Consider the following 22,223-nt stretch of genomic DNA (forward strand, 5'->3'; position numbering starts at 1 on the left):
TGTCCGTGTCGATCTGCGACAGGACGGCCGGCGGCAGTTGCGGGTTCTCCGCGACGCGCTAGAGGATGCCCCCCGACAGCAGCCCGACCAGCAGCGCCCCTGCCACAGCCGTCCCGACGCCCGCGGCAAGGTTCTGCGTCGTGCCGCGGAGTGAGCCCACGTCCCCGGCGAGTTCCTTCGGTGCGGCCGTCACAAGCACGTTGAACACCAGCGTCACCAGCGCCCCCTGACCGATGCCGAAGATGATCAGTCCGAACATCGCCGGGACGGCCGACCAGTCGTTACGCACCACCCAGGCAAGCCACAGAAGGCCCAGGATGCAGAGCGCGAGGCGGCCCGCGGCGGCCGCGCCGCATCGCCCGTGTCGCGCAGCATGGCGCAGGCCTCCCGCTTCACCGAGATCCTGCGCCTGCTGTAGCGGGCAGGGCCACGCGCACGCGCAGCCCCGGCCCCGCATCCTCCAGCGTCACCGCCAAGCCATGCAGCGTGGCCACCGCCCGCACCAGCGCGAGGCCAAGACCGCTTCCCGGCGTGGAGCGCGCCGAATCCAGCCGGTGGAAGCGGCGGAACACGCGCTCCCTCTCCGCCTCGGGGATGCCCGGCCCGTCATCCGTCACCGACACCTCGCGCGGCGACAGGGCGATGGCGATGCGCCCGCCCTCGCGCCCGTGCCGGACGGCATTCTCGACGATGTTCGCGAGCATCTGCGTCAGCAGCGCGGGGTCGCCCTCGATCGTCACGCCCGGGGCGATCTCGGCCGCAAGCCGCTGGCCGCGCTCCTCCGCCGCCGGCGCATAGACCTCGGCGACCGATTCCGCGATGGCCGAAAGGTCCACCCGCGTGAAGCCCGCCCGCTGCGTGCCCGATTCCACCTGCGCGATGCGCAGCAGCGCGGCGAAGATCTCGAGCAGCCCGTCCGCCTCCGCCTGGGCCGCGGCGATCGCCTCCGCGCTCGGCGCCGCCGCCGCGGCATCGAGGCGCTGGCGCAGCCGCGTCAGCGGCGTGCGGAGGTCGTGGGCGATGTCGTCCGTCACCTCGCGCAGCGCCGCCGAGCAGCCGCTGCTCGAGCGCGCGCACCCCCTCGAGATCCCGCCCGACCACCAGCGCCCCGCCGCGGGGCAGCGGCGCGGCCAGCATCAGCACCGGCGCCTCCGTCCCGTCGGCGCGGCGGATCGTGCCTTCGCGCCAGCCGGGCTCGGACGGCACCCCGGAGAGGTTGCCGGCGATGCGCTGCCCCCCCGGCGCGGCCAGCAGGTAGTACTCCGTGCCGGCGCGGTCGGCCGCCATGCGCGCCTCGATCGACAGGGCGATGCCGCGCAGGCCGGACAGCGCGCCCGACTGCAGCAGCACGCCCATGCCGCGCTCGATCTCCTGCGCCGCCTGGCGCGCGGCGAAGCCTGCGGTCACCCACCAGGCCACGCCGCCCACCAGCGCAGTGCCCGCGATGGTCAGAAGCAGGTGCAGCAGCGTCACGCGGAAGGCGGTGGTCCGCGCGAAGGCCCAGCGCGAGGGCGCCTCAGCCATCGGCGCGGATGACGTAGCCCGCGCCGCGCACGGTGTGGATCAGCTCGCGCCCGAAGCCCTTGTCCACCTTGACGCGCAGGCGGCTGACATGCGTCTCGACCACGCTGGTCTTGGGGTCGAAGTGGAAGTCCCAAACGCCTTCCAGCAGCATGGTGCGCGTCACCACCTGGCCCTCGCGCCGCATCAGGTATTCCAGCAGGCGGAACTCGCGCGGCTGCAGATCGATGCGCCGCCCCGCGCGGATGACCGTGCGGCGGATCAGATCCATCTCGAGGTCGCCGACGCGAAGCACCGTCACTTGCTGCTGCAGCGGCGGCCGGCGCGCGAGGGCGTTGATGCGCGCGAGCAGCTCCGCGAAGGCGAAGGGCTTGGCGAGGTAGTCGTCTCCCCCGGCATCGAGGCCCTCCACACGGTCGCCGACGCCGGCGCGCGCGGTCAGGAAGATGACGGGCGTCGCGATGCCCGCCGCGCGCGCGGCACGCACCATGGAGAGCCCGTCCAGCTTCGGCAGCATCCGGTCCACCACCATCACGTCATGGCCACCGCCGGTGGCCAGGAACAGCCCGTCCTGCCCGTCCGCGGCGCGGTCCACCACGTGCCCGGCCTCCTCCAGCCCGCGCGCGACGTAGTCGGCGGTCTCGGCGTCGTCCTCGACCAGCAGGATCCTCACGGTGCCTCCGGCGCTTCCCGTCCGCAGCATACGGATCGGTAAGCGCCGAGTCAGGGGCCGGGCAGGTGCCGCGCCGTCATCTGCGCGCAACGCCCCGCCGCCGCGGCGGGGCCCCGAACCGCATCCGGAGAGAGATAACCATGGCCGTGCCCGCCAACCGCCGCCGTCCCGCGCTGATCGCAGGCGTGCTCGCGCTCGCGCTCGGCACCACCGCGCTGACCGCGCTGCCCGGCACCGCGCAGCAGGCGCCGCCCGTCACCGCCAGCGCCATCCCGCGCATCGGCCCCGACTTCGCCGATGTCGTCGAGCGTGTCGCCCCTTCGGTGGTGCGCGTCATCACCACCACCCGCGCCGCGCCCGCGAGCACCGAGATCCCGCGCGGCGGCCCCATGGAGGAGATGTTCCGCCGCTTCGGCGGCCAGGCGCCGGGCGCGCCGTTGCCGCGCCGCGGCGGCCAGGGTTCGGGCTTCATCGTGGACCCGGCCGGCTACATCGTGACCAACGCCCATGTCGTCGGCGCCGAGGCCGAGGTGCAGGTCGCGCTCGCCGACGGCCGCACGCTGCCCGCCCGCGTGGTCGGCCGCGACGTCGCCACCGACATCGCTCTGCTGAAGGTCGAGGCCGGCGCGCCCCTGCCCGCCCTGCGCTTCGGCGACAGCGACCGCACCCGCGTCGGCGAATGGGTCATGGCCATGGGCAGCCCCTTCGGCCTCGGCGGCTCGGTCACCGCGGGCATCGTCTCCGCCCGCGGCCGGCAGATCGGCGCCGGCCCCTATGACGACTTCATCCAGACCGATGCCTCCATCAACCCCGGCAATTCCGGCGGCCCGCTGTTCAACGCGGCGGGCGAGGTGGTCGGCGTGAACACCGCCATCGTCTCGCCCTCCGGCGGGAACATCGGCATCGGCTTCGCCGTGCCGTCCCGGATGGCGCAGTCCGTCGTCGCGCAACTGCGCGAGCACGGCGCGGTCCGGCGCGGCTGGCTCGGCGTCTCGCTGCAGCCGATGGATGCCGAGATGGCCGCCGCCCTCGGCACGGCGGAGGCGAAGGGCGCGCTGATCAACGCGGTCGAGCCCGGCAGCCCGGCGGCCAGGGCGGGCCTGCGGGCGGGCGATGTGGTCACCGCGATCGACGGCCGCGCCGTGGAGACGCCGCGCGACCTCGCCGCCGGGGTGGCCGACGTTCCGCCCGGCCGCACCGCGACCCTGGCCATCCTGCGCGACGGCGCCAGCACCGAGGCGCGGGTCGAGATCGGCAGCCATCCGGCCAATGCCGTGCCGGCGGCGAAGCCCGGCCAGCCCGCCCTCGGCCTCGGCCTCGCGCCGCGGCAGGGCGGCGGGGCGGAGATCGCCCGCGTCGAGCCCGGCAGCGCCGCCGCCGAGCGCGGCCTTGCACCGGGCGACGTGGTGCTGCGCGCGGGCGAGCGGGAGGTCCGCTCGCCGCAGGATGTCGCCGAGGCCATCGCCGCCGCCCGCGCCGCGGGCCGGCCCTCGGTGGCGCTGCAGATCGAACGCGACGGCCGCAGCCGTTTCGTCGCCCTCCCCCTGCGCGCGGCATAACGGCGCCAACGCCAACCCCCGGCCGCGCGTCAGCCCCCGTCCCGCCCCCCCGGGACGGGGGTATTTCTCATCCGGCGCCCATCATCGCGGGCAGCCCCGCGTCCGATCCCGGCGGTCCGGCCGGCCCTTAGCGGGGAGCGGGCGCCGGGGGCGCCTCCTGCGCCGGGGCGATGACCGTGACCGCGCCCGGCTGGCTGGCATCGCGCGCCTCGCGCAGCCGCTGCTCGACGGTCGAGAGTTCCCCGCGCCGCTCGTTCAGCCGCGCCTCGGCCGCGGCGATCTGGCCCGACAGTTCCGCCCGCCGCCGTTCCGCCGCCGTCACCGCGGCCTGCGCCGCGGCGGCCTGGGCCCGCGCCGCCTCGGCCTCGCGCTGCGCGGCCGCCGCCTGCGCCCGCGCCGCCTGCACCTCGCGCTGCGCGGCGGCGAGTTCGGCCCGCGCCGCCTCGGCCTGGGCGCGCAGGCGCGCGGCGTCCTGCTCGCCCGCCCGGGTCGCCTCGGCGGCACGCCGTTCCGCCTCGACGGTGGCGGCGCGGCGCTCGGCAAGGGTGCGCTCGGCCGCCTGCACCTGCTCGCGCAGCCCGGCGAGGCGACGGTCCTCGGCCGATGCCGATTCGCGCAGGCTGGCGACGCGCCGCTCCTCGGCGGCCGCGGCGTCCCGCAGCTCCGCGATGCGCCGCTCGGCCTGCGCGATGGCGGTGCGCTGCTGGGCGATCTGCGCCTGCAGGCCGCGCAACTCGGCATTCGCGGCGTCCCGCGCGGCGGCGATGCGCGTGATCTCGCCCTCGACCTCCGCCACGGTGCGCCGGCGCGCCTCCGCCTCGGCCTGGGCGCGCAGCGCGGCCTCGCGTGCCGCCGAAATCCGCGCCTCCTGCTCGGCGATCCGCGCCTCCTGCGCGCTCGAGCGGGCCTGCAGCTCGGCGAGGCGCCGCTCCTCGGCTCCGGCTCGGCCCGTAACCTCCGCGAGCCGCCGCTCGGTGGCGGCGACCTCGCCGCGCAACGCGGCCAGCCGCTGTTCCTCCGCGGTGTTGCGGCCACCGAGGGCCGAAAGGCGCTGCTCGCTCGCCGCCACCTCGGCGCGCAGGGCGGTCAGCCGGCGTTCGGTCGCGTTGGTGTCCTCGCGCAGCGCGGTCAGGCGCTGCTCGGCCGCGGCCGCCGCGGCGCGGCGCTGCTCGACCGTGCCCTGGGCCTGTCCCGCCTCGGCCCGCAGGGCGGCGAGGCGGCGCTCCTCCTCCTCGTAGCGGCGGGCGAGCGCCTGTGCCTCCCGCTCGGCATCCGTCCGTCCGGCCTGCGCCGCACCGAGGTCGGTGCGCGCCCGCGCCAGCCGCCGCTCCATCGCCGTCAGGTCGCCGCGCAGGCGGCGTTCGGCGGCCAGGGTGCGCTCCAGCTCAGCCACCCGGGCGGTCAGTTCCCGGCCGCGCGCCTCGGAAGTGGCGAGACCCGTCTCGAGGCTCTGGATGCGCTGGGTGCTCTCGACGGTGACGCCGCAGGCCGGCAGCAGCGCGACGGAGGCCAAAAGGCCGGCACGGGTGAGGATCCTGGCGGAGATCATGGGGGCGCCTCTCCTGTCTCTGCGCCCGGGGTCAGCGCAGGCTTCACCTGCATTACGCGGCGTGCGGCGGCCCGGAGTCCAGAACGTCCCGGTTGCAATCGCGTGCCCGAGACCGGCCGATCTCGTTCGAGCGCCTGCTCCGGCACGGCCCGCAGCCGCGGCTCAGATCCGCTTCGCCGCCGCGACCGCGGCCGCCGACCCGGCGGCCACGAGCCAGGCCCAGCCGCGCAGGAACGGGCCATAGGCCGGGCCCTGCCCGGCCTCGCGGGCCTCATCGCGGTGGTGGACCTCCTCCTCCCGGCAGCGTTCGAGCGCGGCATGGACCTCGGGCAGGATGCCTTCCCGCGCCAGACGGTCGGTCTGCGCGCGGTAGTGGTGGTCCACGAAGGTCTCGACCGCGTCCACGGTCGCGAACACCGCCCGCGGGCCGAACAGTGCCGGCAGCGCGCCGGTGAGCCAGCCCGCGACCCGCCACAGCGGCAGCAGGCGGGAGCGGTCGCCGGGCGGCAGCATCGCCTCCAGCAGGTCGAGATGGCCCTGCTCCGTCGCGCGGTGGCGCGCGGCGAAATCGCGCACCGCGGGGTCGCGGCTAATGGCGAGGATGCCGTCATAGATGCGCACCGCGCCGGTCTCCCCGGCATGGTCGGATCGCAGCTCGGCGACCAGCCAGGCGGGATAGGCGGCGGGCAGGATATCGGCGGTGGTGCTGGACATGCGGCGCAGATGGCGCCGCCGCGCCCGCGGTCAATCCGGCCCCTGGTCGAGCCCGGCGCGCAGGGCGCCGTCGGGGTCCTCGACCAGCCCCTCGCGCAGGAACAGGTCGAGCAGCACCAGGTTGACGTTGAACTTCACCGAATCGGTCGCGCGCACCGCCTCGAGCAGCCGGGCGGCGGGCCACAGCTCGAACCGCTCCACCTCGTCGTCGCCGGGGCGCGGGATCACGCCCTCGGGGATGTCGAGGTCGTAGCAATGCAGCACGTCGCGCCTGAGGCCCTCGGCATTGGCCATGATGTAGGAGACGCGCCCGGCCGGCCGGGCCGCGGCGGCGAGGCCGGGCGGCAGGCAGGCCTCCTCCGCCGCTTCCTTCACGAGGCATTCCTCGGCGCTCAGCCCGGCCGGGATGCCGCCGGCCACCACGTTGTCGAGCTGCCCCGGCGCGACCGCCTTGGCCCGGGCGCGTACGCCGACCCAGACATGCAGCCCGTCCGGCCGCCGCACCAGGCCGTTCACATGCACGCCCTGCGACATCACGCCGAAGGCGGGCAGCGCGCCACGGTCGAGCGTCGCGAGCACCGGGCCCGTGCTGGTCTCGCGCACGTCGAAATCCTCCCCGCGCAGCCTGAGATGCCCCCGCGCGGCGAGCGCCGGCAGCGCCTCGGCCAGGGCCTGGCTGCGCTGGCCGGGGCTGCGCAGCCGCCCGGCCAGCGACACGCCGTCGCGGTCGAAGTGGAAGTCGCGCGGGCGGAAGGTCAGCGCCTGGGCGAGCTCGGGCTTCACCCAGCCGACCTGCGCCCCGCCCATGCGGAACGGGATCAGCCCGGCCGGGGAGGCGATGTTGTTGCAGGCCTGGATGTGGCGGAACAGCGCGGGGTCGGGCATGGCATCGGCTTAGAGCAGAACGCGATAAGCCGGAACGGCGGGATCCCGGAACGCTCGGCAGACGGACGCACGGGTGAGAGTTGCCAGTTAGCCGCCGGGCTTCCCCGGCGGCACCCGGACGTAGGAGAGCAGCCGATACTTCCCCGGCGGCCACCGGGTACCCAGGACGGACGCGGGCATGCCCATCTCATCCGTCGTGGGGTCCGCGATCACCGCCTGTTCGGACCACTGGGCGAAGGGCGGTTCCTTCTGGTTGCCCTCAACATCCGGAATCCCGAGAACCGCCACCGTGTGGCTGTCTGCGAAGCGGCCGCCCTCGCGCGGAAGGATGATGAGCATGTCGAGCGGCGCAACTCCGCCATGGCGCAGCAACGCGAAGGTCGCCGAGGCATAATAGCCGCAATTGCCGCCGCGGTGGCGCAACGCCTCGTAGGCGACCTCGTCCGCGTGGTCGAGGCGGTAGGGATCGGTGACCGGCAGGGTCATGGCGTACTCCTCGTCATAGACGAGCTTGTCGAGCGCCTCGTCCACGCCATGCGTGGACGCGACCGCACTGCCCCAGCGATCAAGCTCGATGGCCAGTTGACGGATGGCAAAAAGTCCCCCCGTTTCCTCCGCCGGCTTGTCGAAGGGCTTGAGCCATCCGGGCCCGCCCGCTGGCACCTGTCCTCCCCAGCGCCCGCCCTCGAAAGGCGCGAAGACGTTGGCAAGGCCGCTGGGCATCAAAGTGCGCGCGAGCTTCACGGCCGTGGTTGCCGCAATCAGCCGGTTGCGCGCGACCGGCACGATCGGCTTGGCCAGGGTGGCGATCCAGGCCTGCTTGGCCTGCAACGACTTTTCCATCCGGCCTCCTTTCCCAGCCCTTGGGAACGCGGATTGCAGGATCACAACCGAACCAAGCTCCGACACGCAAACGGATTTCACGGCCTCAGGCGGGCATAGTCCGGAGCCGGAGCCGCAGTCGAATCCGCCAGCAAAGGGCTTGCATCCCGCACCGGGATGGCTCCCATGCGGATTCAGGCGCTCCCCGCGCCGCCCTTCCCGCCCCATCTCGCGGGACCGACCGGAGAGCCAGCCGCGTGCCGCCAGCACCCCCGAAGCACCAGGAAAACCACCTGCGCGCCCTGCTGCGCATCGCCCCCTATCTCTGGCCCAGGGGCGAGACCGAGATGCGCCTGCGCGTCGTCGCCGCGCTCGTGCTGGTCGCGGCGGCCAAGGCGGCGAATGTCCTGGTGCCGATCGCCTATGCCCGCGCGGTGGATGCCCTCGCCCCGCAATCGGGCGTGGGCGCGGTGGCGACGGTACCGGTCGCGCTGATCCTCGGCTACGGCATCCTGCGCGTGATGGCCTCGGCCTTCGGGGAGCTGCGCAACGCCATCTTCGCCAAGGTCCAGGCGCGCGCCGGCCGCCGCGTCGCGCTCGAGGTGTTCGAGCACCTGCACGCGCTGTCCATGCGCTTCCACATGGACCGCGCCACGGGCGGCCTCTCCCGCGTCATCGAGCGCGGCGTGCGCGGCATCGCCACCTCGCTGAACTTCCTGCTGTTCAACATCATCCCGACCATCGTCGAGATCCTCTTCGTGGCGCTGATCCTGTGGTGGATGTTCGCGCTGTCCTTCACCGTGACGATGCTCGGCACCATCGCGGCCTATGTCGCCTTCACCCTGACCTTCACGAACTGGCGCCTGCGCTTCCGCCGGCAGATGAACCAGACCGACGAGGAGGCGAACACCAAGGCGGTGGACAGCCTGCTCAACTACGAGACCGTCAAGTACTTCAACAACGAGGCCCACGAGGCGCGCCGCTACGAGGAGAGCCTCTCGCGCTACGAGCGCGCCTATGTGCGCTCCGAGACCACGCTCAACATGCTCAACGCCGGCCAAGCGCTGATCATGGCGGTGGGGCTGACGGTGGTGATGCTCCTCGCCGGCCAGGGCATCGCCGAGGGGCGCATGAGCGTGGGCGACCTCGTGATGGTCAACACCTACCTCATCCAGCTCTACCTCCCGCTCAACATCCTCGGCTTCGCCTATCGCGAGATCCGCCAGGGCCTGACCGACATGGAGCAGATGTTCCGCCTGCTCGAAGTGCCGGCCGAGGTGAAGGACGCCCCGGGCGCGAAGCCGCTCGCGATCGGCCCGGGAGAGGTGCGCTTCGAGGAGGTGCGCTTCGGCTACCGGCCGGACCGGGAGATCCTGAAGGGCGTCTCCTTCACCGTCGCGCCGGGACGGATGCTCGCCATCGTCGGCCCGACCGGCGCGGGCAAGTCCACCATTTCCCGCCTGCTCTTCCGCTTCTACGACGTGACCGGCGGCCGCGTGACGGTGGATGGCCAGGATTTGCGCGAGGTGACGCAGGCGAGCCTGCGCGCGGCGATCGGCGTGGTGCCGCAGGACACCGTGCTGTTCAACGACACCATCCGCTACAACATCGCCTATGGCCGGCCGGGAGCGACCGACGCGGAGGTCGAGGCCGCCGCCCGCGCCGCCCAGGTGCACGACTTCGTGGTCCGCCTGCCGGAAGGCTACGCCACCCGCGTGGGCGAGCGCGGCCTGAAGCTCTCCGGCGGCGAGAAGCAGCGCGTCGCCATCGCGCGCACCATCCTCAAGGACCCGCGCATCCTCATCCTCGACGAGGCGACCTCCGCGCTCGACACCCGCACCGAGCAGGAGATCCAGGCCGCGCTGCGCGACGTGGCCCGCAACCGCACGACGCTGGTGATCGCCCATCGCCTGTCCACCGTGGTCGAGGCGGACGAGATCATCGTGCTGCAGGAAGGGCGCATCGCCGAGCGCGGCACCCATGCCTCCCTGATCGCCGCCGATGGCCTCTATGCCGAGATGTGGCGCCGGCAATCCGAGGCCGTCGCCGCCGCCGAGGCCGCAGCCCGCGCCCAGGCCGAGGCCGATCTCGACCGCCCCCGCGGGCCGCGCCCCGGCGAGGCAGGCGCGTAACGGGGGGGTTACACGGCGCGCCGCCGGCCCCATGTCAGCAGTAAGCAAGGAGAACGCCGCATGCAGCAGGACGTCCCCGGCGACGCGCCGCAGGACCTCAGCCACGCCGGTTCGGTCGTGGACAAGGCGATCGAGTACATGATGGACCAGAACATCGCGCCCATCTCGATCGCCTCGGCCCTGCTCGGCGGCGCGCTCGGGCTGCTGGCGCGCAGCATGAGCGACCAGGCGGTCGCGGCCGTGCTGCGCAACGCCCTGGCATCGGTGGAGCGCGGCGAACTCGCCGAGGCGCGGGAACCGCCGGCCCGGAAGGCTTGACGCGCGGCCCCGCCTGCGCCACAAGCCCCGCCTTCATCGGTTCCACCCGCGCGCGGGGCCTTGTCTCTGCGCGCCCTGATCGTTTCGGGGTTATCATCATGGCCCGCCGCTGCGGCATCACCGGCAAGGGCGTCCTGACGGGCAACAACGTCAGCCACGCCAACAACAAGACCCGCCGGCGCTTCCTGCCCAACCTGCAGGAAACCTCCTTCTACTCCGACGTGCTCGGCACGGCGGTGAAGCTGCGCCTGTCCACCAACGGCATCCGCACGGTGGAGCACAATGGCGGGCTCGACGCCTTCCTCCTCGGCACGCCCGACCGGCGCCTGCCGGCGGAGGCCCTGACGCTCAAGCGCCGCATCGAGCGCGCGCAGGCGAAGAAGGCCGCCTGAGCGGCCCACCGGGAGACTGACAGGGCGGCGCCCCGGCCGGGGCAGCCGCCTTTTTTCTTGCCTGCGCGCCGGCGCGCTGGCCTAGCCTCGCGGTCGGGAAGGACCCGACCGGGAGTTGACCGCATGCGCCTCCGCCTGCCGACCGCCGCCCTCGCCGCCCTCCTGCCGATCGCCGCCGCCGCCCAGCAGGCGCCGCCGGGCCGGGAGGTGACGATCGCCCTCGGCGCCCCGCCGGCCTCCTTCGACCCGCATTTCTTCGCCCATGCGCCCTCCTTCATGGTGCAGCAGCACGTGTTCGAGCCGCTGGTCTGGCGCGACGAGAAGGGCCGGACCATCCCGGCCCTGGCCGAGCGTTGGGAGATGCTGCCCGACGGCCTCGGCTGGGATTTCCACCTCCACCCGGAGGCGCGCTTCTCCGATGGCCAGCCCGTCACCGCCGCCGACATTGCGGCGACCATCGCCCGCCTGCCCGATGTCCCGAACAGCCCGGGGCGCCTGACCATCTACGTCAACCGCGTGCGCGCCGTGGAGGCGGCGGGCCCGCGCACCGTCCGGCTGCTCACCCACGGCCCCGCGCCCCTGCTGCCCGAAGACATCCCGCCCCTGATGTTCGTGCCCGAGCGCATCGCCCGCAGCGCCACGACGCAGGATTTCAACGCCGGGCGCGCGGCCATCGGCTCGGGGCGCTTCCGCCTTGTCTCCTACACCCAGGGCGAGCGCGTGGTGCTCGAACGCAATCCCGCCTGGCGGGGCGAGCCCTCGCCCTTCTCCCGCGTCACCTTCCGCATCATCGCCAACGACAGCGCGCGCGTGGCGGCGCTGCGGGCGGGCGACGTGCAGCTCATCGAGATCGTGCCGCCGCGCGACGTCGCGATGCTCGAGCGCGATCCCAACATCGCCGTCTGGCGCAGTCCGGGCACGCGCCTGATCTACATCCCGCTCGACGTGAGCCGCGATACCTCCCCCGGCGTGCTCGACCTCGAGGGCCGCCCGATGGACCGCAACCCGCTCAAGGACGTTCGGGTGCGGCGGGCGCTGTCGCTCGCCATCGACCGCGAGGGGATCCGCCGCCAGATCATGGAGGGCCAGTCGGTGCCGGCGGGCCAGATGCAGGCCATCGGCCTCGGCGTCGCGGACCCTGAACTGGGCCCCGACCCCTACGACCCGGCCCGCGCCCGCGCGCTGCTCGCCGAGGCCGGCTGGGGCCAGGGCTTCACCCTGGTGTTCGCCGGGCCGAACGACCGCTACGTGAACGACGATCGCATCCTGCAGGCGATCGCCGGATTCTGGCAGCGCATCGGCATCCGCGTGCGGGTGGATGCCATGCCATCCAATGTCTTCTTCCCGCGCAGCGCGCAGCGGGCCTTCAGCGCCTCGCTGACCGGATGGCAGTCCTCCGCCTTCGAGCCCAACAACATCTTCGCCCCCGTGCTGCTCACGCAGAACCGCGAGCGCGGCTGGGGCACGGTGAACCGCCACGGCTATTCCAACCCCGCGGTGGATGCGCTGTACGAACGGGCCGTGGTCTCGATGGACCAGCAGGAACGCATCCGGCTGTGGCGCGAGGCGATGCGCCTCGCCATGGCGGACGCGCCGGTGCTGCCGGTGCATCACCAGGTGAACATCTGGGCGACGCGGCGCGGGCTGACCTATGTGGCGCGGTCGGACGAATACACGCTGGCGATGTCGCTTGGTGTGGCGCCATAGGCGGAGAGGGGCGCCGCCCCTCTCCGGACCTCACCCCGCCAAAGGCCGAAGGGCCTTTGGAAACCGAGCCCCTGGTTCTGCGCGCGGCTGCCCCGCGCACGGAAGGCGCGCTTCCGGCAGGGGACAGGGCCGGACCCCTCGCCCGCCGGCATCACCCGAACCATCGGGCAAGCGGCGCCGACAGACCCACCGCCGGCGCCTGCGCCACCCGAACGGCCAGCGTCCTGCCGCCCAGCGCCGCCGCCAGCGCGCAATCCAGGCTGTCCAGCACCGGCACCGGCACAGACGGCGCGACGCGCGCAGCTAGGCCGGCGAGGCCCGCGCCGCCCAGCACCACCGCGCCCGCGCCATCCGCCACCGCCTCGCGCGCGACCTCGGCGAGCAGCGCGACCGCCCCGTCCGGGTCGCGCGCGATCATGTCGCCCGTCGGCGTCACGCCGCGCACCAGCACCCGGTCGCGCCCATGCCCGCGGACCAGCGCGAACTCCTCCAGCATCGGCACCCACAAGGCGCCGCCGGTCAGCAGCGCGATGCGCGGCGCGATGGCGAGCGCGGCGGCGATGGATGCCTCCGCCATGCCGACCACGGGGATGGGCATCACCTCCCGCGCCGCCTCGATGCCCGGTTCGCCGAAGCAGGCGATCAGCGCCGCATCGTAGCCGCGCGGATTGTCCGGGCCGACATGCTCGGCCAGGGCCGCGAGGACGGCATGACCCGCCACCGCCACCGCCGCGCGCGTCGCGATATAGCGGGCACCGAAGGCTGCGGTGACCGCATCCAGCTCCGCCGCAGGCAAGCCCAGGCGCGGGATCGCCTCGGCCGCATGGCGGGCGAGCATCGCGGTGATCGCCGCGTCGGTGTTGCCGTTGAGCAGGAGCAGGCGCATCCCCTCGCATGAGCATGGCCCGGACCCTCCGCGCAAGGGCGTGGCCGCTCCGGCGGGCAGGCTGCCGGTTTTGCGGGCAGACAAGTGCGCAACGGATGCTAGCATCCGCCCCGCGCCGGATGGCACGGCCCTTGCTGCGCCGCACCTTCATGGCGTGGCGCGCGGCCCGATCCCGCCGGCGCGCCGGGGAAACGCCTGACAGAGAGGACTTGGCCCGATGCGACTGCGACGCTTCCTGCTCACCGCCTGCCTCGCCGCGCTCCCCGCGCTGGTGGCCGCCACCGCCGTCCAGGCCCAGGGCACCATCCGCATCGGCATGACGGCCGCCGACATCCCGCTGACCAACGGCCAGCCGGACCAGGGCTTCGAGGGCAACCGCTTCACCGGCATCCCGCTCTTCGACAGCCTGACGATGTGGGATCTGTCCTCGGCGGACCGACCCTCGACCGTCATCCCCGGCCTCGCCACCGAATGGCGCGTGGACCCCAATGACCGCACCCGCTGGATCTTCACGTTGCGCCGCGGCGTGCGCTTCCACGACGGCTCCGAGTTCAACGCCGATGCCGTGGTGTGGAACGTGCGCAAGGTGCTCGACCGCGAGGCCCCGCATTTCGACCCCCGCCAGGTCGGCGTGACGGCCACGCGCATGCCGACGCTGCGGCGGGCCGAAAAGATCGACGACCACACCGTCGCCCTCTTCACCAGCGAGCCCGACAGCCTGCTGCCGATCAACCTGACCAACCTCTTCATGGCGAGCCCCGCGCAGTGGCAGCGCTTCCGCGACGCCAACCCGACCGCCGAGGCCGCCTGGAACGCCTTCGCGCGCGAGCCCTCGGGCACCGGGCCCTTCCGCATGGCCCGCTTCGTCCCGCGCGAGCGGGTGGAATACGTGCGCAACGACGCCTATTGGGGCGACAAGGCGCGCGCGGAGCGGATCGTGCTGCTCCCGATCCCTGAGGCCAATGCCCGCACCGCGGCGCTGCTCTCGAACCAGGTGGACTGGATCGAGGCCCCTGCACCGGATGCCATTCCGCAGCTCCGCGCGCGCGGCATGGTCATCACCTCCAACGCGCAGCCCCATGTCTGGCCCTGGCAGCCCTGTTTCGTCGGCGACAGCCCGCTGCGCGACGTGCGCGTGCGCCAGGCGCTGAACCTCGCCATCGACCGCGAGGGGCTGCGCACGCTGCTCGGCGGCATGATGGCGGTGCCGGTCGGCACGGTGCCGCGCGGGCATCCCTGGTTCGGCAACCCGTCCTTCCAGATCCGCCACGACAAGGCCGAGGCGCGCCGCCTGCTCGCCGAGGCGGGCTACGGCCCCAACCGGCCGCTGACGCTGCGGGTGCAGATCTCCGCCTCCGGCTCGGGGCAGATGCAGCCGCTGCCGATGAACGAGTTCGTGCAGCAGGAGTTGCGCCAGGTCGGCGTGAATGTCGAGTTCGACGTGATCGAGTGGAACGCGCTGTTCACCAACTGGCGCAACGGCTGCCAGCATCCCTCGGCGCGCGGGGCGCATGCGATCAACGTCTCCTTCGCCGCCATGGATCCCTTCTTCGCCATGGTCCGCTTCTGGGATTCGAAGATGGCGCCGCCGGTCTCGAACAACTGGGGGCACTTCAACGACCCCCGCTTCGACGAGATGATCCGCGTCGCGCGCAACTCCTTCGACGCGGCCGAGCGTGACGCCGCGCTCGCCCGCCTGCACGCGGCCGGCGTGGACGAGGCGCTGTTCATCTGGATCGCGCATGACGTCGCGCCGCGCGCCATGTCCCCGCGCATCCGTGGCTACGTGCAGCCGCAGTCCTGGTTCGTGGACCTGCGCCTGCCCTACATCCAGTGATGCATTCCCCGCGACGGTTTCCGGCAGCCGGGCCGCCGCGGGGGAGCGGGATGACGTTCATCCCAGGCAGTTGCTTCCTCCCGTCGCGGCAAGGCCGCGGCGGGGCTTCACAAGGCTTCAGAGGATGAGTGGATGTTCTTCTACCTGATCAGGCGCATCCTCTACGCGATCCCGATCGCGCTCGCGGTCGGGTTCGTGTGCTTCATGCTGGTGCAGATCGCGCCGGGCGACCCGATCAACGCGATCGTGCCGGCGGATGCGCCGGGTGACGTGGTGGAGCAGGTCCGCCGCGACTACGGCCTCGACAAGCCGCTGCCCGTGCAGTTCGGCATCTGGCTGATGAAGGTGGTGCAGGGCGACCTCGGCCGCTCGCTCGCCACCGGGCGCAGCGTGTGGTCCGACCTTTCCTCGGCCATCTCGAACACGCTGCTGCTCGCCACCGTCGCCTCCCTGCTCGGCTTCGTGCTCGGCTGCATCCTGGGCGGGCTCGCCGGCACCTTCCGCGGCTCCTTCATCGACCGCGCCGCGACCAGCATCGCCGTAGCTGGCGTCTCGGTGCCGCATTACTGGCTGGGCATGGTGCTGGTGGTGATCTTCTCGGTGCAGCTCAACTGGCTGCCGGCGATGGGCGCGGGGCCAGGCGGCTCCGCCGACTGGGCCTGGGACTGGGAGCACATGAAGCACCTGATCCTGCCCGCAGTGACGCTCGCGGTCATTCCCATGGGCATCGTCACGCGCACGGTGCGCGGCCTCGTGGCCGAGATCATGAACCAGGAATTCGTCACCGCGCTGCGCGGCAAGGGGCTGACGCGCGGCGGCATCTTCGTCCATGTGGTGAAGAACGCGGCACCGAACGCGCTCGCGGTGATGGGTCTGCAGCTCGGCTACCTGATGGGCGGCTCGATCCTGGTCGAGACGGTGTTCTCCTGGCCCGGCACCGGGCTTCTGCTGAACAACGCGATCTTCCAGCGCGACCTGCCCGTGCTGCAGGGCACGATCCTGGTGCTGGCGATGTTCTTCGTGGCGCTGAACCTGCTCGTGGACCTGGTGCAGACCGCGCTCGATCCTCGCATCAAGCGGGCCTGAGGGAGACAGGACGATGAGCACCACCTCCTCCACGCCCACCGCCGCCGAGGCCGAGCTCGCCATCCAGGCAAGGCAGGCCGCCGCCCGCAGCCAGGGATACTGGGCCGGCGTCTGGAAGCGCCTGCGGCGGGATCCGGTCACCATCGTCTGCGCGCTGGTGCTGCTGGCGATGTTCCTCGCCATCGTCTTCGCGCCGCTGATCGCTCCGCACGATCCCTACCAGGGCTCGATGCTGCGGCGGCTGCGCCCGATCGGGACGGAGAACCACATCCTCGGCACCGATGAGCTCGGCCGCGACATGCTGACGCGCCTGCTCCATGGCGGGCGCCTGTCCTGGTTCATGGGCATCACGCCGGTTTTCCTCGCCTTCGTCATCGGCACCACGCTCGGGGTGCTGGCGGGCTTCGCGGGCGGGCGCGTGAACATGGCGATCATGCGCGCCACCGACGTGTTCTACGCCTTCCCCTCGGTGCTGCTGGCCGTTGCCATCTCCGGCGCGCTCGGCGCGGGCATCGTCAACGCCATCCTGGCGCTGACGCTGGTCTTCATCCCGCCCATCATCCGCGTGGCCGAGAGCGTGACGACGGGCGTGCGCAACCTCGACTTCGTGGATGCGGCGCGCGCCTCGGGCGCGGGGGCCTTCACCATCGTGCGGGTGCATGTGCTGGGCAACGTTCTGGGGCCGATCTTCGTCTATGCGACCTCGCTGATCAGCGTGTGCATGATCCTCGCCTCCGGCCTGTCCTTCCTCGGCCTCGGCACCCGCCCGCCCGAGCCGGAATGGGGGCTGATGCTGAACACGCTGCGCACCGCGATCTACGTGCAGCCCTGGGTGGCGGTGCTGCCGGGGGCGTGCATCTTCGTCACCTCCATCTGCTTCAACCTGCTGAGCGACGGGCTCAGGCAGGCGATGGATGTGAAGGGGTGAACGGTCAGGGGCGCGCCGGACCGGTTCCCGGCCGGCGCGCCCCATCCCGCCTCACGTCATCCGCGGCGCCACCCAGCGCGCAAAGCCCGGCCGCTCGCCCAGCCGCGCATACCAGTCGGCCAGCGCCGGGAAGTGCGGCATCCCCTCGACCCGCACCTCCTCCCCGAACCAGCGCCGGGCGTAGCAGCCGAGCACGATGTCCGCGATCGTCATCGCGCGGCCATCGAGATATGGCCCGCCATGCCGCGCGATCCACGCATCCACGATGGACCAGCACGCGCCGGCCGCCTTCGCCGCGGCCATCACGGCGGCCATGTCGCGCTTCCCCGGCGGCGTGCGCACCATGCCCCAGAACAGGTTGCGCTCGGCCGGCGACAGCGTGGAAAGCTGCCAGTCCATCCAGCGGTCCGCGCTCGCCCGCGCCGCCGGGTCCGCCGGATACAGCGCGCTGCCATGCTTCATCGCGAGGTAGCGCAGGATGGAGTTCGACTCCCACAGCACGAAACCGCCATCCTCGATGGTCGGAATGCGGCCATTCGGGTTCATCGCCCGGTATTCTGGCGTGTCCACCACGCCGTGCTCCAAGCCCGCATCGGTGCGCTCATAAGGCGCGCCGATCTCCTCGAGCATCCACAGCACCTTCTTCACGTTGACCGAGTTCACCCGGCCCCAGACCTTCAGCATGACCGTCCTTCCGCGGCGCCCGTGGCGCTGCTGCGACCGGCGAGCGGCCGTTCGCCTACGCCTCGCGCACCTTCCGCTCGTAATGGCGATAATACTTGTCCGTCACCTGGTCGGTCTTGACCACCACCGCGACATCGGTGGTGTTGAACTGGTGGTCGAGCACCGCGCCGTCGCCGACGAAGCCGCCCAGGCGCAGATAGCCCTTCACCAGCGGCGGCAGCGCGGCCAGGGTCCGCTTCACGTCGATCGTCGCCGGATCCTTCCGCAGCATCGGCACGTAGCGCTCGGGCAGGGCGCGGGGCCGGATCGCCTCCGGCGCCATGTGGTGCGCCGCGAGATACGTCAGCTCATCGGCCAGCGCGTCGAGATCGGTCCCCGGCAGCGAGGCGCAGCCGAACATCAGCGCGATGCGGTGCTTGAACACGTAGGCCGCGATGCCGCCCCAAAGCAGCTGAAGCGTGCCGCGCGTCCGGTAGGCGGCATCCACGCAGGAGCGGCCGAGTTCCAGGATCTCGCCATCGAAGGCGATGATGCGGCCGATGTCGTATTCGCTGGCCGAGTACCAGCGGCCTAGTCTCACCGCGGCGGGTCGGCGGATGAGGCGGTAGGTGCCGACGACGGAGCCTGCCCCCTCGCCGCGGTCATGGTCCACCACCAGCAGGTGGTCCGCCACCGCGTCGAAATCGTCGCGGTCGCGCCGGGTCGCGGCGGTTTCGGCATCCGCATGCGCGCCCATCTCCTCGTAGAAGACGCGGTAGCGCAGCGCCTGCACGGCATCCACCTCGGCCGCGTCCACCGCGAGGCGCACGCCGAGATTGCCGGCCCGCAGCTCCCCGAAGCCGGGGTCCTGCCCGGTCATGAGCGCGGCCCGGGCTTCCGGCGCGGCGTGCCGCGCTCGGCCTCGGGCGGGCTCGCGCGGCGGCCGAACAGCTCGAGACGCTGGCCGACCAGCTTGAACCCCAGGCGCTCGGCGATGCCGCGGGCCAGCGCCTCGAAGGCCTCGTCGGCGAACTCGATCACCTTGCCGCTGTCCACGTCGATCAGGTGGTGGTGGTGCCCGCGGTCGGCGGGGTCATAGCGGGCGCGTCCGCCGCCGAAGTCACGGCGTTCGAGGATGCCCTTCTCCTCGAGCAGGCGCACGGTGCGATAGACCGTGGCGATGGAGACCTTGCTGTCGAGGGCGAGAGCGCGGCGGTAGACATCCTCGACATCCGGATGGTCCTCGGCCTCGCTCAGCACGCGCGCGATGAGCCGCCGCTGCCCGGTCATCTTCAGGCCGCGCTCGATGCACAGCTCCTCGATGCGGGAGGGTGCGCGCTCGGCTCGCGGTTCGCGGGCGGTGATGCGGCTCTCCATGCGGTCGTTCGGTATCCCGTTGCGTCACGACGCCGCCGTCACGGCGACGGGGCGCGGCGGACCATAATCCCCCGGGCCGCATCCGGCCACTGCCGCGAGGGGCGGCCCGGCGCGGCTGTCAGCCCTTGGCCTTGCCGCGCGCCCGCGGCGTGGTGCCGAGGCCGATCTTCTTGGCGAGCGAGGAACGGTGCTTCGCATAGTTCGGCGCCACCATCGGATAATCCGCCGGCAGGCCCCAGCGCTCGCGATACTGCTCGGGCGAGAGGTTGTAGGCGGTCTTGAGGTGCCGCTTGAGCATCTTGAGCTTCTTCCCGTCCTCGAGGCAGACGAGGTAGTCGGGCGTGATGGACTTCTTGATCGGGACCGCGGGCTGCGGCTTCTCGGGCGCCGCCGCCTGGGCCGGCGCGGCGCCGACGCCGGCGAGGGTGCGGAAGACCTCCTGGATCAGTCCCGGCAGATCGGCAGCCGGCACGGGGTTGTGCGAGACATGCGCCGAGACGATCTGGGCGGTCAGCCCGAGGATCTCGGCATTCGGGTTCGATTCGGCCATCGTTCAGCCCCCTGCTGACACAGCGTTTCGTCTCCACTACACGCCATGACCTGATGCCGCAATCACCGAAGGAATGAAAATAATGAAACCTGCGCGATCTGATCTGGAACGCGAAGAATTGGCGCCCCATTCCACCATAGACATCACGCGCGAGACTTGCCCGATGACATTCGTTCGCGTGCGGCTCGCGCTCGATCGTCTCGCCGCGGGCCAGATCCTGGAAGTTTTCCTCAGGGGTGAGGAGCCCCGGCGCAATGTCCCGCGCACCGCCGCCGAACAGGGGCACCGGATCCTCGCCGCCGAGGAACGCGAGGGCGGCGTCATGCGACTGCTCCTGGAACGGGGGGCGTGAGCGCGGCGCGCAGCACCAGCGCATCCGACCCGTCCGGGTAGTAGCGCCGCCGCCGGCCCGCCTCCGCCGCGCCGAGGCCCGCATAAAGCAACCGCGCCGCGGCATTGCCCTCCGCCACTTCCAGGAACAGCAAATCCGCGCCGCGCTTCGCGGCCTCCTCCATCAGCGCGCGCATCAGCGCCCGCCCCGCGCCCTGCCGCCGATGCGCCGGCCGCACCGCGAGGGTCAGCACCTCCGCCTCGCCCGCCGCAACGCGGCCCATGGCGAAGCCGACCGGCTCGCCACCCGCCTCCGCCAGCAGGGCGAAATGGCCCGGCAGGGCGAGCAGCAGGCCGATCGCCTGCGCGCCCCAGCGATCGGCGGGCCGGAACGCCTCGGCATGCAGCAGCGCCAGGAGGTCCGCCGCTTCCGGGCCCGCGGGGCGGATCGTGGGGGCGGTCATGCGCGCCACCCAGCCCGGCGCGCGTTCAGGCGCACACCCGCGCGGCCGGGGTGCTCACGGCTGGCGGCTCGGCATACAGCGGCGCGGCGCCGCGCTGCGGAATCCTGCCGGCCAGGCGCAGCGCCGCAACCGCCCCGAGCGGCGCGGCGGACGGCAGGCCCGGCCGGGCCTCGGCCTCCGTCCCCGCCGCGCGCAGGGCCGCCGCCACCGCCTCCGCCGCGTCGCCCAGCACCAGCACCGGGCCCGCCGCCCCTGGCAGTGCATCGAGGGCGACGACCTCGGGCGGCTCGGGCACGCATGCGCCGCTCGCGAACCGCTCGATGACCGCGCGTCCGCGCCGGTTGTCCACCGCCGCCCAGACGCTCCGCGCGCCACGCTGGACGGGCGGCAGCGCGGCGAGCAGCGCCTCGCCCGTCGTCACGCCGACGAGCAGCGGACGGCCGGCGGCCCGGGCGATGCCCTCGGCCAGCGCGATCGCCGCGCGCAGCCCGGTGAAGCCGCCCGGCCCCACGCCGACCGCGACCGCATCGAGCGCGCTCGCCGCGACGCCGCCGGCGGCCAGCACCTCGGCGGCGAAGCGCGGCAGCAGGGAGGGATGGCCGCGCGCCGCCTCGGCCGAGGCTTCCGCCAGCACGCTGCCCTGGTGCAGCAGCGCGACGGAGCAGCGGGCGAGCGCGCCTTCGATGGCCAGCAGCATCATGCCGCGCCTTTACGCCACCTTGGCCGGGCGGTCACCGCCGATCGCGCCCTTCCGCTCGCCGCACCGCGCGCTGGGCGCGGAGATCGTGTCCAACGCGCCCGAGGAGATGCGCGCCTTCGTCCAGTCCGAGATGGAGAAATGGGGCGCGGCCGCCCGCGCGGCGGGCATCCAGCCGCAGTGACGGAGCGGGGGCTCGCGCCCCCGCCGCGCCTCAGAGGTGCCTCGCGAAGAACTCCAGCGTGCGCCGCTGCGCGAGGCGGTAATCCGCCTCGACAAAGGAGCCTCGCTCGTCGCAGCCGAAGCCGTGGCCGCCGCCATAGACATGGACCTCGACGCCCGGCTGCGCGGCGCGGATCGCCTCGACATCGGCCATCGGGATCGAGGCGTCGGTCTCGCCGAAATGCAGCTGGACGGGGCAGCGGGGCTGCTCCTCCTTCGCCGCCGCGATGCCGCCGCCATACCAGCCCGAGGCGGCCGCGAAGGCGCTGGTGCGCGTCGCGCCATGCCAGGCGACAGTGCCGCCCCAGCAATAGCCGACGATGCCGCGCTTGACCCCGCGCGGCAGCGCCGCGGCCGCGGCCAGCACATCGAGCACGGTCAGGCCGGGGTCGATCCGCCCGCGCAACTCGCGCCCCTGGGCCACGTCCGCCGCCTCGTAGCCGAGTTCGATCCCCACGCCGACGCGGTCGAACAGCGCGGGCGCGATCACGGCGTAGCCCTCCGCGGCGAAACGGTCGCACACGCTGCGGATGTGGCGGTTCACCCCGAAGATCTCCTGCACCACGACCAGGGCGCGGGGCGCATCCTGCGGGCCCGCCCGGTAGGCGGTGAGCCGGTGGCCGTCGGCGGCGGTCAGCGAGATCGTCGGCATCGGTGTTTCCCCCTGGGGTTCGGCCGGCCTATCCTTCCCGCATGGCCGAGATCGTCAACCTCAACAAGGCCCGCAAGGCCCGCGCGGCGGCACGGCGCGAGGCCGAGGCCGCCGCGAACCGCGTGAAGCACGGCCGCACCAAGGCCGAGAAACTGAACGACGCGCGGGCGGAGGCGCGGCGGAAGGCGCTGCTGGATGGGGCGAAGAAGACCGACTAGGCGCGCAGCCCTGCGTATTCCGCGGGGGCGGGACGGCGGGA

At 72.9% G+C, this 22,223-nt stretch carries 27 protein-coding genes; 12 read left to right on the top strand and 15 right to left on the bottom strand.

Translation table 11 applies throughout. The features are described from left to right. Window positions 1-58: 58 nt before the first annotated feature. Window positions 59-457, bottom strand: a complete 399-nt coding sequence (locus FHS88_RS21260; protein WP_338146668.1) for an MFS transporter — start codon at window positions 455-457, stop codon at window positions 59-61. Continuing rightward, entirely contained in the window at window positions 393-1,034 is a 642-nt protein-coding gene (locus tag FHS88_RS18870; protein WP_184487049.1) for an ATP-binding protein, read from the bottom strand. Before FHS88_RS18870 ends, FHS88_RS21260 begins: the two co-directional genes overlap by 65 nt. Between FHS88_RS18870 and FHS88_RS18875 the strand changes: the two genes are divergently transcribed. Beyond that, complete coding sequence (locus tag FHS88_RS18875; protein ID WP_184487050.1) at window positions 1,021-1,536, top strand: hypothetical protein; 516 nt, start codon at window positions 1,021-1,023, stop codon at window positions 1,534-1,536. The genes FHS88_RS18870 and FHS88_RS18875 overlap by 14 nt on opposite strands. On the opposite strand, the gene FHS88_RS18880 is transcribed toward FHS88_RS18875, so the two are convergent. Beyond that, the gene (locus FHS88_RS18880) at window positions 1,517-2,194 is read right to left on the bottom strand and encodes a winged helix-turn-helix domain-containing protein (RefSeq protein WP_184487051.1); all 678 of its coding nucleotides are present in this window, start codon (window positions 2,192-2,194) and stop codon (window positions 1,517-1,519) included. The two genes, FHS88_RS18875 and FHS88_RS18880, sit on opposite strands and share 20 nt — an antisense overlap. A gap of 140 nt (window positions 2,195-2,334) precedes the next feature. Here FHS88_RS18880 and FHS88_RS18885 point away from each other — a divergent pair, with 140 nt between their 5' ends. After that, window positions 2,335-3,753, top strand: a complete 1,419-nt coding sequence (locus FHS88_RS18885) for a Do family serine endopeptidase (RefSeq protein ID WP_184487052.1) — start codon at window positions 2,335-2,337, stop codon at window positions 3,751-3,753. A gap of 127 nt (window positions 3,754-3,880) precedes the next feature. On the opposite strand, the gene FHS88_RS18890 is transcribed toward FHS88_RS18885, so the two are convergent. The 4 genes from FHS88_RS18890 to FHS88_RS18905 all read right to left on the bottom strand — a co-directional run bounded on the left by FHS88_RS18890 (window position 3,881) and on the right by FHS88_RS18905 (window position 7,744). Then, window positions 3,881-5,302, bottom strand: coding sequence for a coiled-coil domain-containing protein (locus tag FHS88_RS18890; RefSeq protein ID WP_184487053.1), 1,422 nt, complete (start codon window positions 5,300-5,302; stop codon window positions 3,881-3,883). Window positions 5,303-5,464: 162 nt separating this feature from the next. Continuing rightward, complete coding sequence (locus FHS88_RS18895; RefSeq protein WP_184487054.1) at window positions 5,465-6,016, bottom strand: demethoxyubiquinone hydroxylase family protein; 552 nt, start codon at window positions 6,014-6,016, stop codon at window positions 5,465-5,467. A gap of 30 nt (window positions 6,017-6,046) precedes the next feature. Next, a complete protein-coding gene (locus FHS88_RS18900; protein WP_184487055.1) occupies window positions 6,047-6,901 on the bottom strand; it encodes an NUDIX hydrolase in 855 nt (284 codons plus the stop codon). Between the two features lie 87 nt (window positions 6,902-6,988). Then, window positions 6,989-7,744 carry a hypothetical protein gene (locus FHS88_RS18905; RefSeq protein ID WP_184487056.1) on the bottom strand — a complete coding sequence of 252 codons (756 nt, stop codon included), beginning with the start codon at window positions 7,742-7,744 and terminating at the stop codon, window positions 6,989-6,991. A gap of 236 nt (window positions 7,745-7,980) precedes the next feature. Here FHS88_RS18905 and FHS88_RS18910 point away from each other — a divergent pair, with 236 nt between their 5' ends. The 4 genes from FHS88_RS18910 (at window position 7,981) to FHS88_RS18925 (ending at window position 12,272) form a co-directional block, all read left to right on the top strand. Continuing rightward, entirely contained in the window at window positions 7,981-9,855 is a 1,875-nt protein-coding gene (locus FHS88_RS18910) for an ABCB family ABC transporter ATP-binding protein/permease (protein WP_456306811.1), read from the top strand. A 60-nt stretch (window positions 9,856-9,915) separates the two neighbouring features. Next, window positions 9,916-10,173, top strand: coding sequence for a hypothetical protein (locus tag FHS88_RS18915; RefSeq protein ID WP_184487057.1), 258 nt, complete (start codon window positions 9,916-9,918; stop codon window positions 10,171-10,173). A 98-nt stretch (window positions 10,174-10,271) separates the two neighbouring features. Then, window positions 10,272-10,565 carry a 50S ribosomal protein L28 gene (gene rpmB, locus FHS88_RS18920; RefSeq protein WP_184487058.1) on the top strand — a complete coding sequence of 98 codons (294 nt, stop codon included), beginning with the start codon at window positions 10,272-10,274 and terminating at the stop codon, window positions 10,563-10,565. Between the two features lie 123 nt (window positions 10,566-10,688). Beyond that, window positions 10,689-12,272, top strand: a complete 1,584-nt coding sequence (locus FHS88_RS18925) for an ABC transporter substrate-binding protein (RefSeq protein WP_184487059.1) — start codon at window positions 10,689-10,691, stop codon at window positions 12,270-12,272. Window positions 12,273-12,423: 151 nt separating this feature from the next. Here the strand turns inward: FHS88_RS18925 and FHS88_RS18930 are convergent, their stop codons facing one another. Further along, complete coding sequence (locus FHS88_RS18930; protein ID WP_184487060.1) at window positions 12,424-13,158, bottom strand: aspartate/glutamate racemase family protein; 735 nt, start codon at window positions 13,156-13,158, stop codon at window positions 12,424-12,426. Window positions 13,159-13,375: 217 nt separating this feature from the next. Between FHS88_RS18930 and FHS88_RS18935 the strand changes: the two genes are divergently transcribed. The 3 genes from FHS88_RS18935 to FHS88_RS18945 all read left to right on the top strand — a co-directional run bounded on the left by FHS88_RS18935 (window position 13,376) and on the right by FHS88_RS18945 (window position 17,009). Then, entirely contained in the window at window positions 13,376-14,995 is a 1,620-nt protein-coding gene (locus FHS88_RS18935; RefSeq protein WP_184487061.1) for an ABC transporter substrate-binding protein, read from the top strand. A gap of 132 nt (window positions 14,996-15,127) precedes the next feature. After that, on the top strand, window positions 15,128-16,081 hold the full coding sequence (locus FHS88_RS18940) for an ABC transporter permease (protein ID WP_184487062.1): 954 nt from the start codon (window positions 15,128-15,130) through the stop codon (window positions 16,079-16,081). A 13-nt stretch (window positions 16,082-16,094) separates the two neighbouring features. After that, window positions 16,095-17,009 carry an ABC transporter permease gene (locus FHS88_RS18945; protein ID WP_184487063.1) on the top strand — a complete coding sequence of 305 codons (915 nt, stop codon included), beginning with the start codon at window positions 16,095-16,097 and terminating at the stop codon, window positions 17,007-17,009. A gap of 51 nt (window positions 17,010-17,060) precedes the next feature. Here FHS88_RS18945 and FHS88_RS18950 read toward each other — a convergent pair whose 3' ends face one another. The 4 genes from FHS88_RS18950 to FHS88_RS18965 all read right to left on the bottom strand — a co-directional run bounded on the left by FHS88_RS18950 (window position 17,061) and on the right by FHS88_RS18965 (window position 19,599). Beyond that, complete coding sequence (locus FHS88_RS18950) at window positions 17,061-17,693, bottom strand: glutathione S-transferase family protein (protein WP_184487064.1); 633 nt, start codon at window positions 17,691-17,693, stop codon at window positions 17,061-17,063. Between the two features lie 55 nt (window positions 17,694-17,748). Beyond that, window positions 17,749-18,552, bottom strand: a complete 804-nt coding sequence (locus FHS88_RS18955; RefSeq protein ID WP_184487065.1) for a GNAT family N-acetyltransferase — start codon at window positions 18,550-18,552, stop codon at window positions 17,749-17,751. Further along, window positions 18,549-19,049 carry a Fur family transcriptional regulator gene (locus FHS88_RS18960; RefSeq protein ID WP_184487066.1) on the bottom strand — a complete coding sequence of 167 codons (501 nt, stop codon included), beginning with the start codon at window positions 19,047-19,049 and terminating at the stop codon, window positions 18,549-18,551. Before FHS88_RS18960 ends, FHS88_RS18955 begins: the two co-directional genes overlap by 4 nt. A 118-nt stretch (window positions 19,050-19,167) precedes the next feature. Continuing rightward, on the bottom strand, window positions 19,168-19,599 hold the full coding sequence (locus FHS88_RS18965; protein WP_184487067.1) for a MucR family transcriptional regulator: 432 nt from the start codon (window positions 19,597-19,599) through the stop codon (window positions 19,168-19,170). A gap of 163 nt (window positions 19,600-19,762) precedes the next feature. Between FHS88_RS18965 and FHS88_RS18970 the strand changes: the two genes are divergently transcribed. Continuing rightward, window positions 19,763-19,951, top strand: a complete 189-nt coding sequence (locus FHS88_RS18970; RefSeq protein ID WP_246420334.1) for a sulfurtransferase TusA family protein — start codon at window positions 19,763-19,765, stop codon at window positions 19,949-19,951. On the opposite strand, the gene rimI is transcribed toward FHS88_RS18970, so the two are convergent. Together rimI and tsaB are read right to left on the bottom strand one after the other, a co-directional pair. Then, the gene (gene rimI / locus FHS88_RS18975) at window positions 19,920-20,393 is read right to left on the bottom strand and encodes a ribosomal protein S18-alanine N-acetyltransferase (RefSeq protein ID WP_184487069.1); all 474 of its coding nucleotides are present in this window, start codon (window positions 20,391-20,393) and stop codon (window positions 19,920-19,922) included. The two genes, FHS88_RS18970 and rimI, sit on opposite strands and share 32 nt — an antisense overlap. A gap of 25 nt (window positions 20,394-20,418) precedes the next feature. Continuing rightward, window positions 20,419-21,090 carry a tRNA (adenosine(37)-N6)-threonylcarbamoyltransferase complex dimerization subunit type 1 TsaB gene (gene tsaB / locus FHS88_RS18980; RefSeq protein WP_184487070.1) on the bottom strand — a complete coding sequence of 224 codons (672 nt, stop codon included), beginning with the start codon at window positions 21,088-21,090 and terminating at the stop codon, window positions 20,419-20,421. Between tsaB and FHS88_RS18985 the strand changes: the two genes are divergently transcribed. After that, a complete protein-coding gene (locus tag FHS88_RS18985) occupies window positions 21,077-21,274 on the top strand; it encodes a hypothetical protein (protein ID WP_184487071.1) in 198 nt (65 codons plus the stop codon). The two genes, tsaB and FHS88_RS18985, sit on opposite strands and share 14 nt — an antisense overlap. Before the next feature lie 30 nt (window positions 21,275-21,304). Here FHS88_RS18985 and FHS88_RS18990 read toward each other — a convergent pair whose 3' ends face one another. Continuing rightward, window positions 21,305-21,964 carry a dienelactone hydrolase family protein gene (locus tag FHS88_RS18990; RefSeq protein ID WP_184487072.1) on the bottom strand — a complete coding sequence of 220 codons (660 nt, stop codon included), beginning with the start codon at window positions 21,962-21,964 and terminating at the stop codon, window positions 21,305-21,307. Between the two features lie 41 nt (window positions 21,965-22,005). Between FHS88_RS18990 and FHS88_RS18995 the strand changes: the two genes are divergently transcribed. Continuing rightward, complete coding sequence (locus FHS88_RS18995) at window positions 22,006-22,182, top strand: DUF4169 family protein (protein ID WP_184487073.1); 177 nt, start codon at window positions 22,006-22,008, stop codon at window positions 22,180-22,182. Window positions 22,183-22,223 lie beyond the last annotated feature (41 nt).

The sequence above is a fragment of the Neoroseomonas alkaliterrae genome (genome assembly GCF_014199195.1).
GTDB classification, from domain to species: Bacteria; Pseudomonadota; Alphaproteobacteria; order Acetobacterales; family Acetobacteraceae; genus Neoroseomonas; species Neoroseomonas alkaliterrae.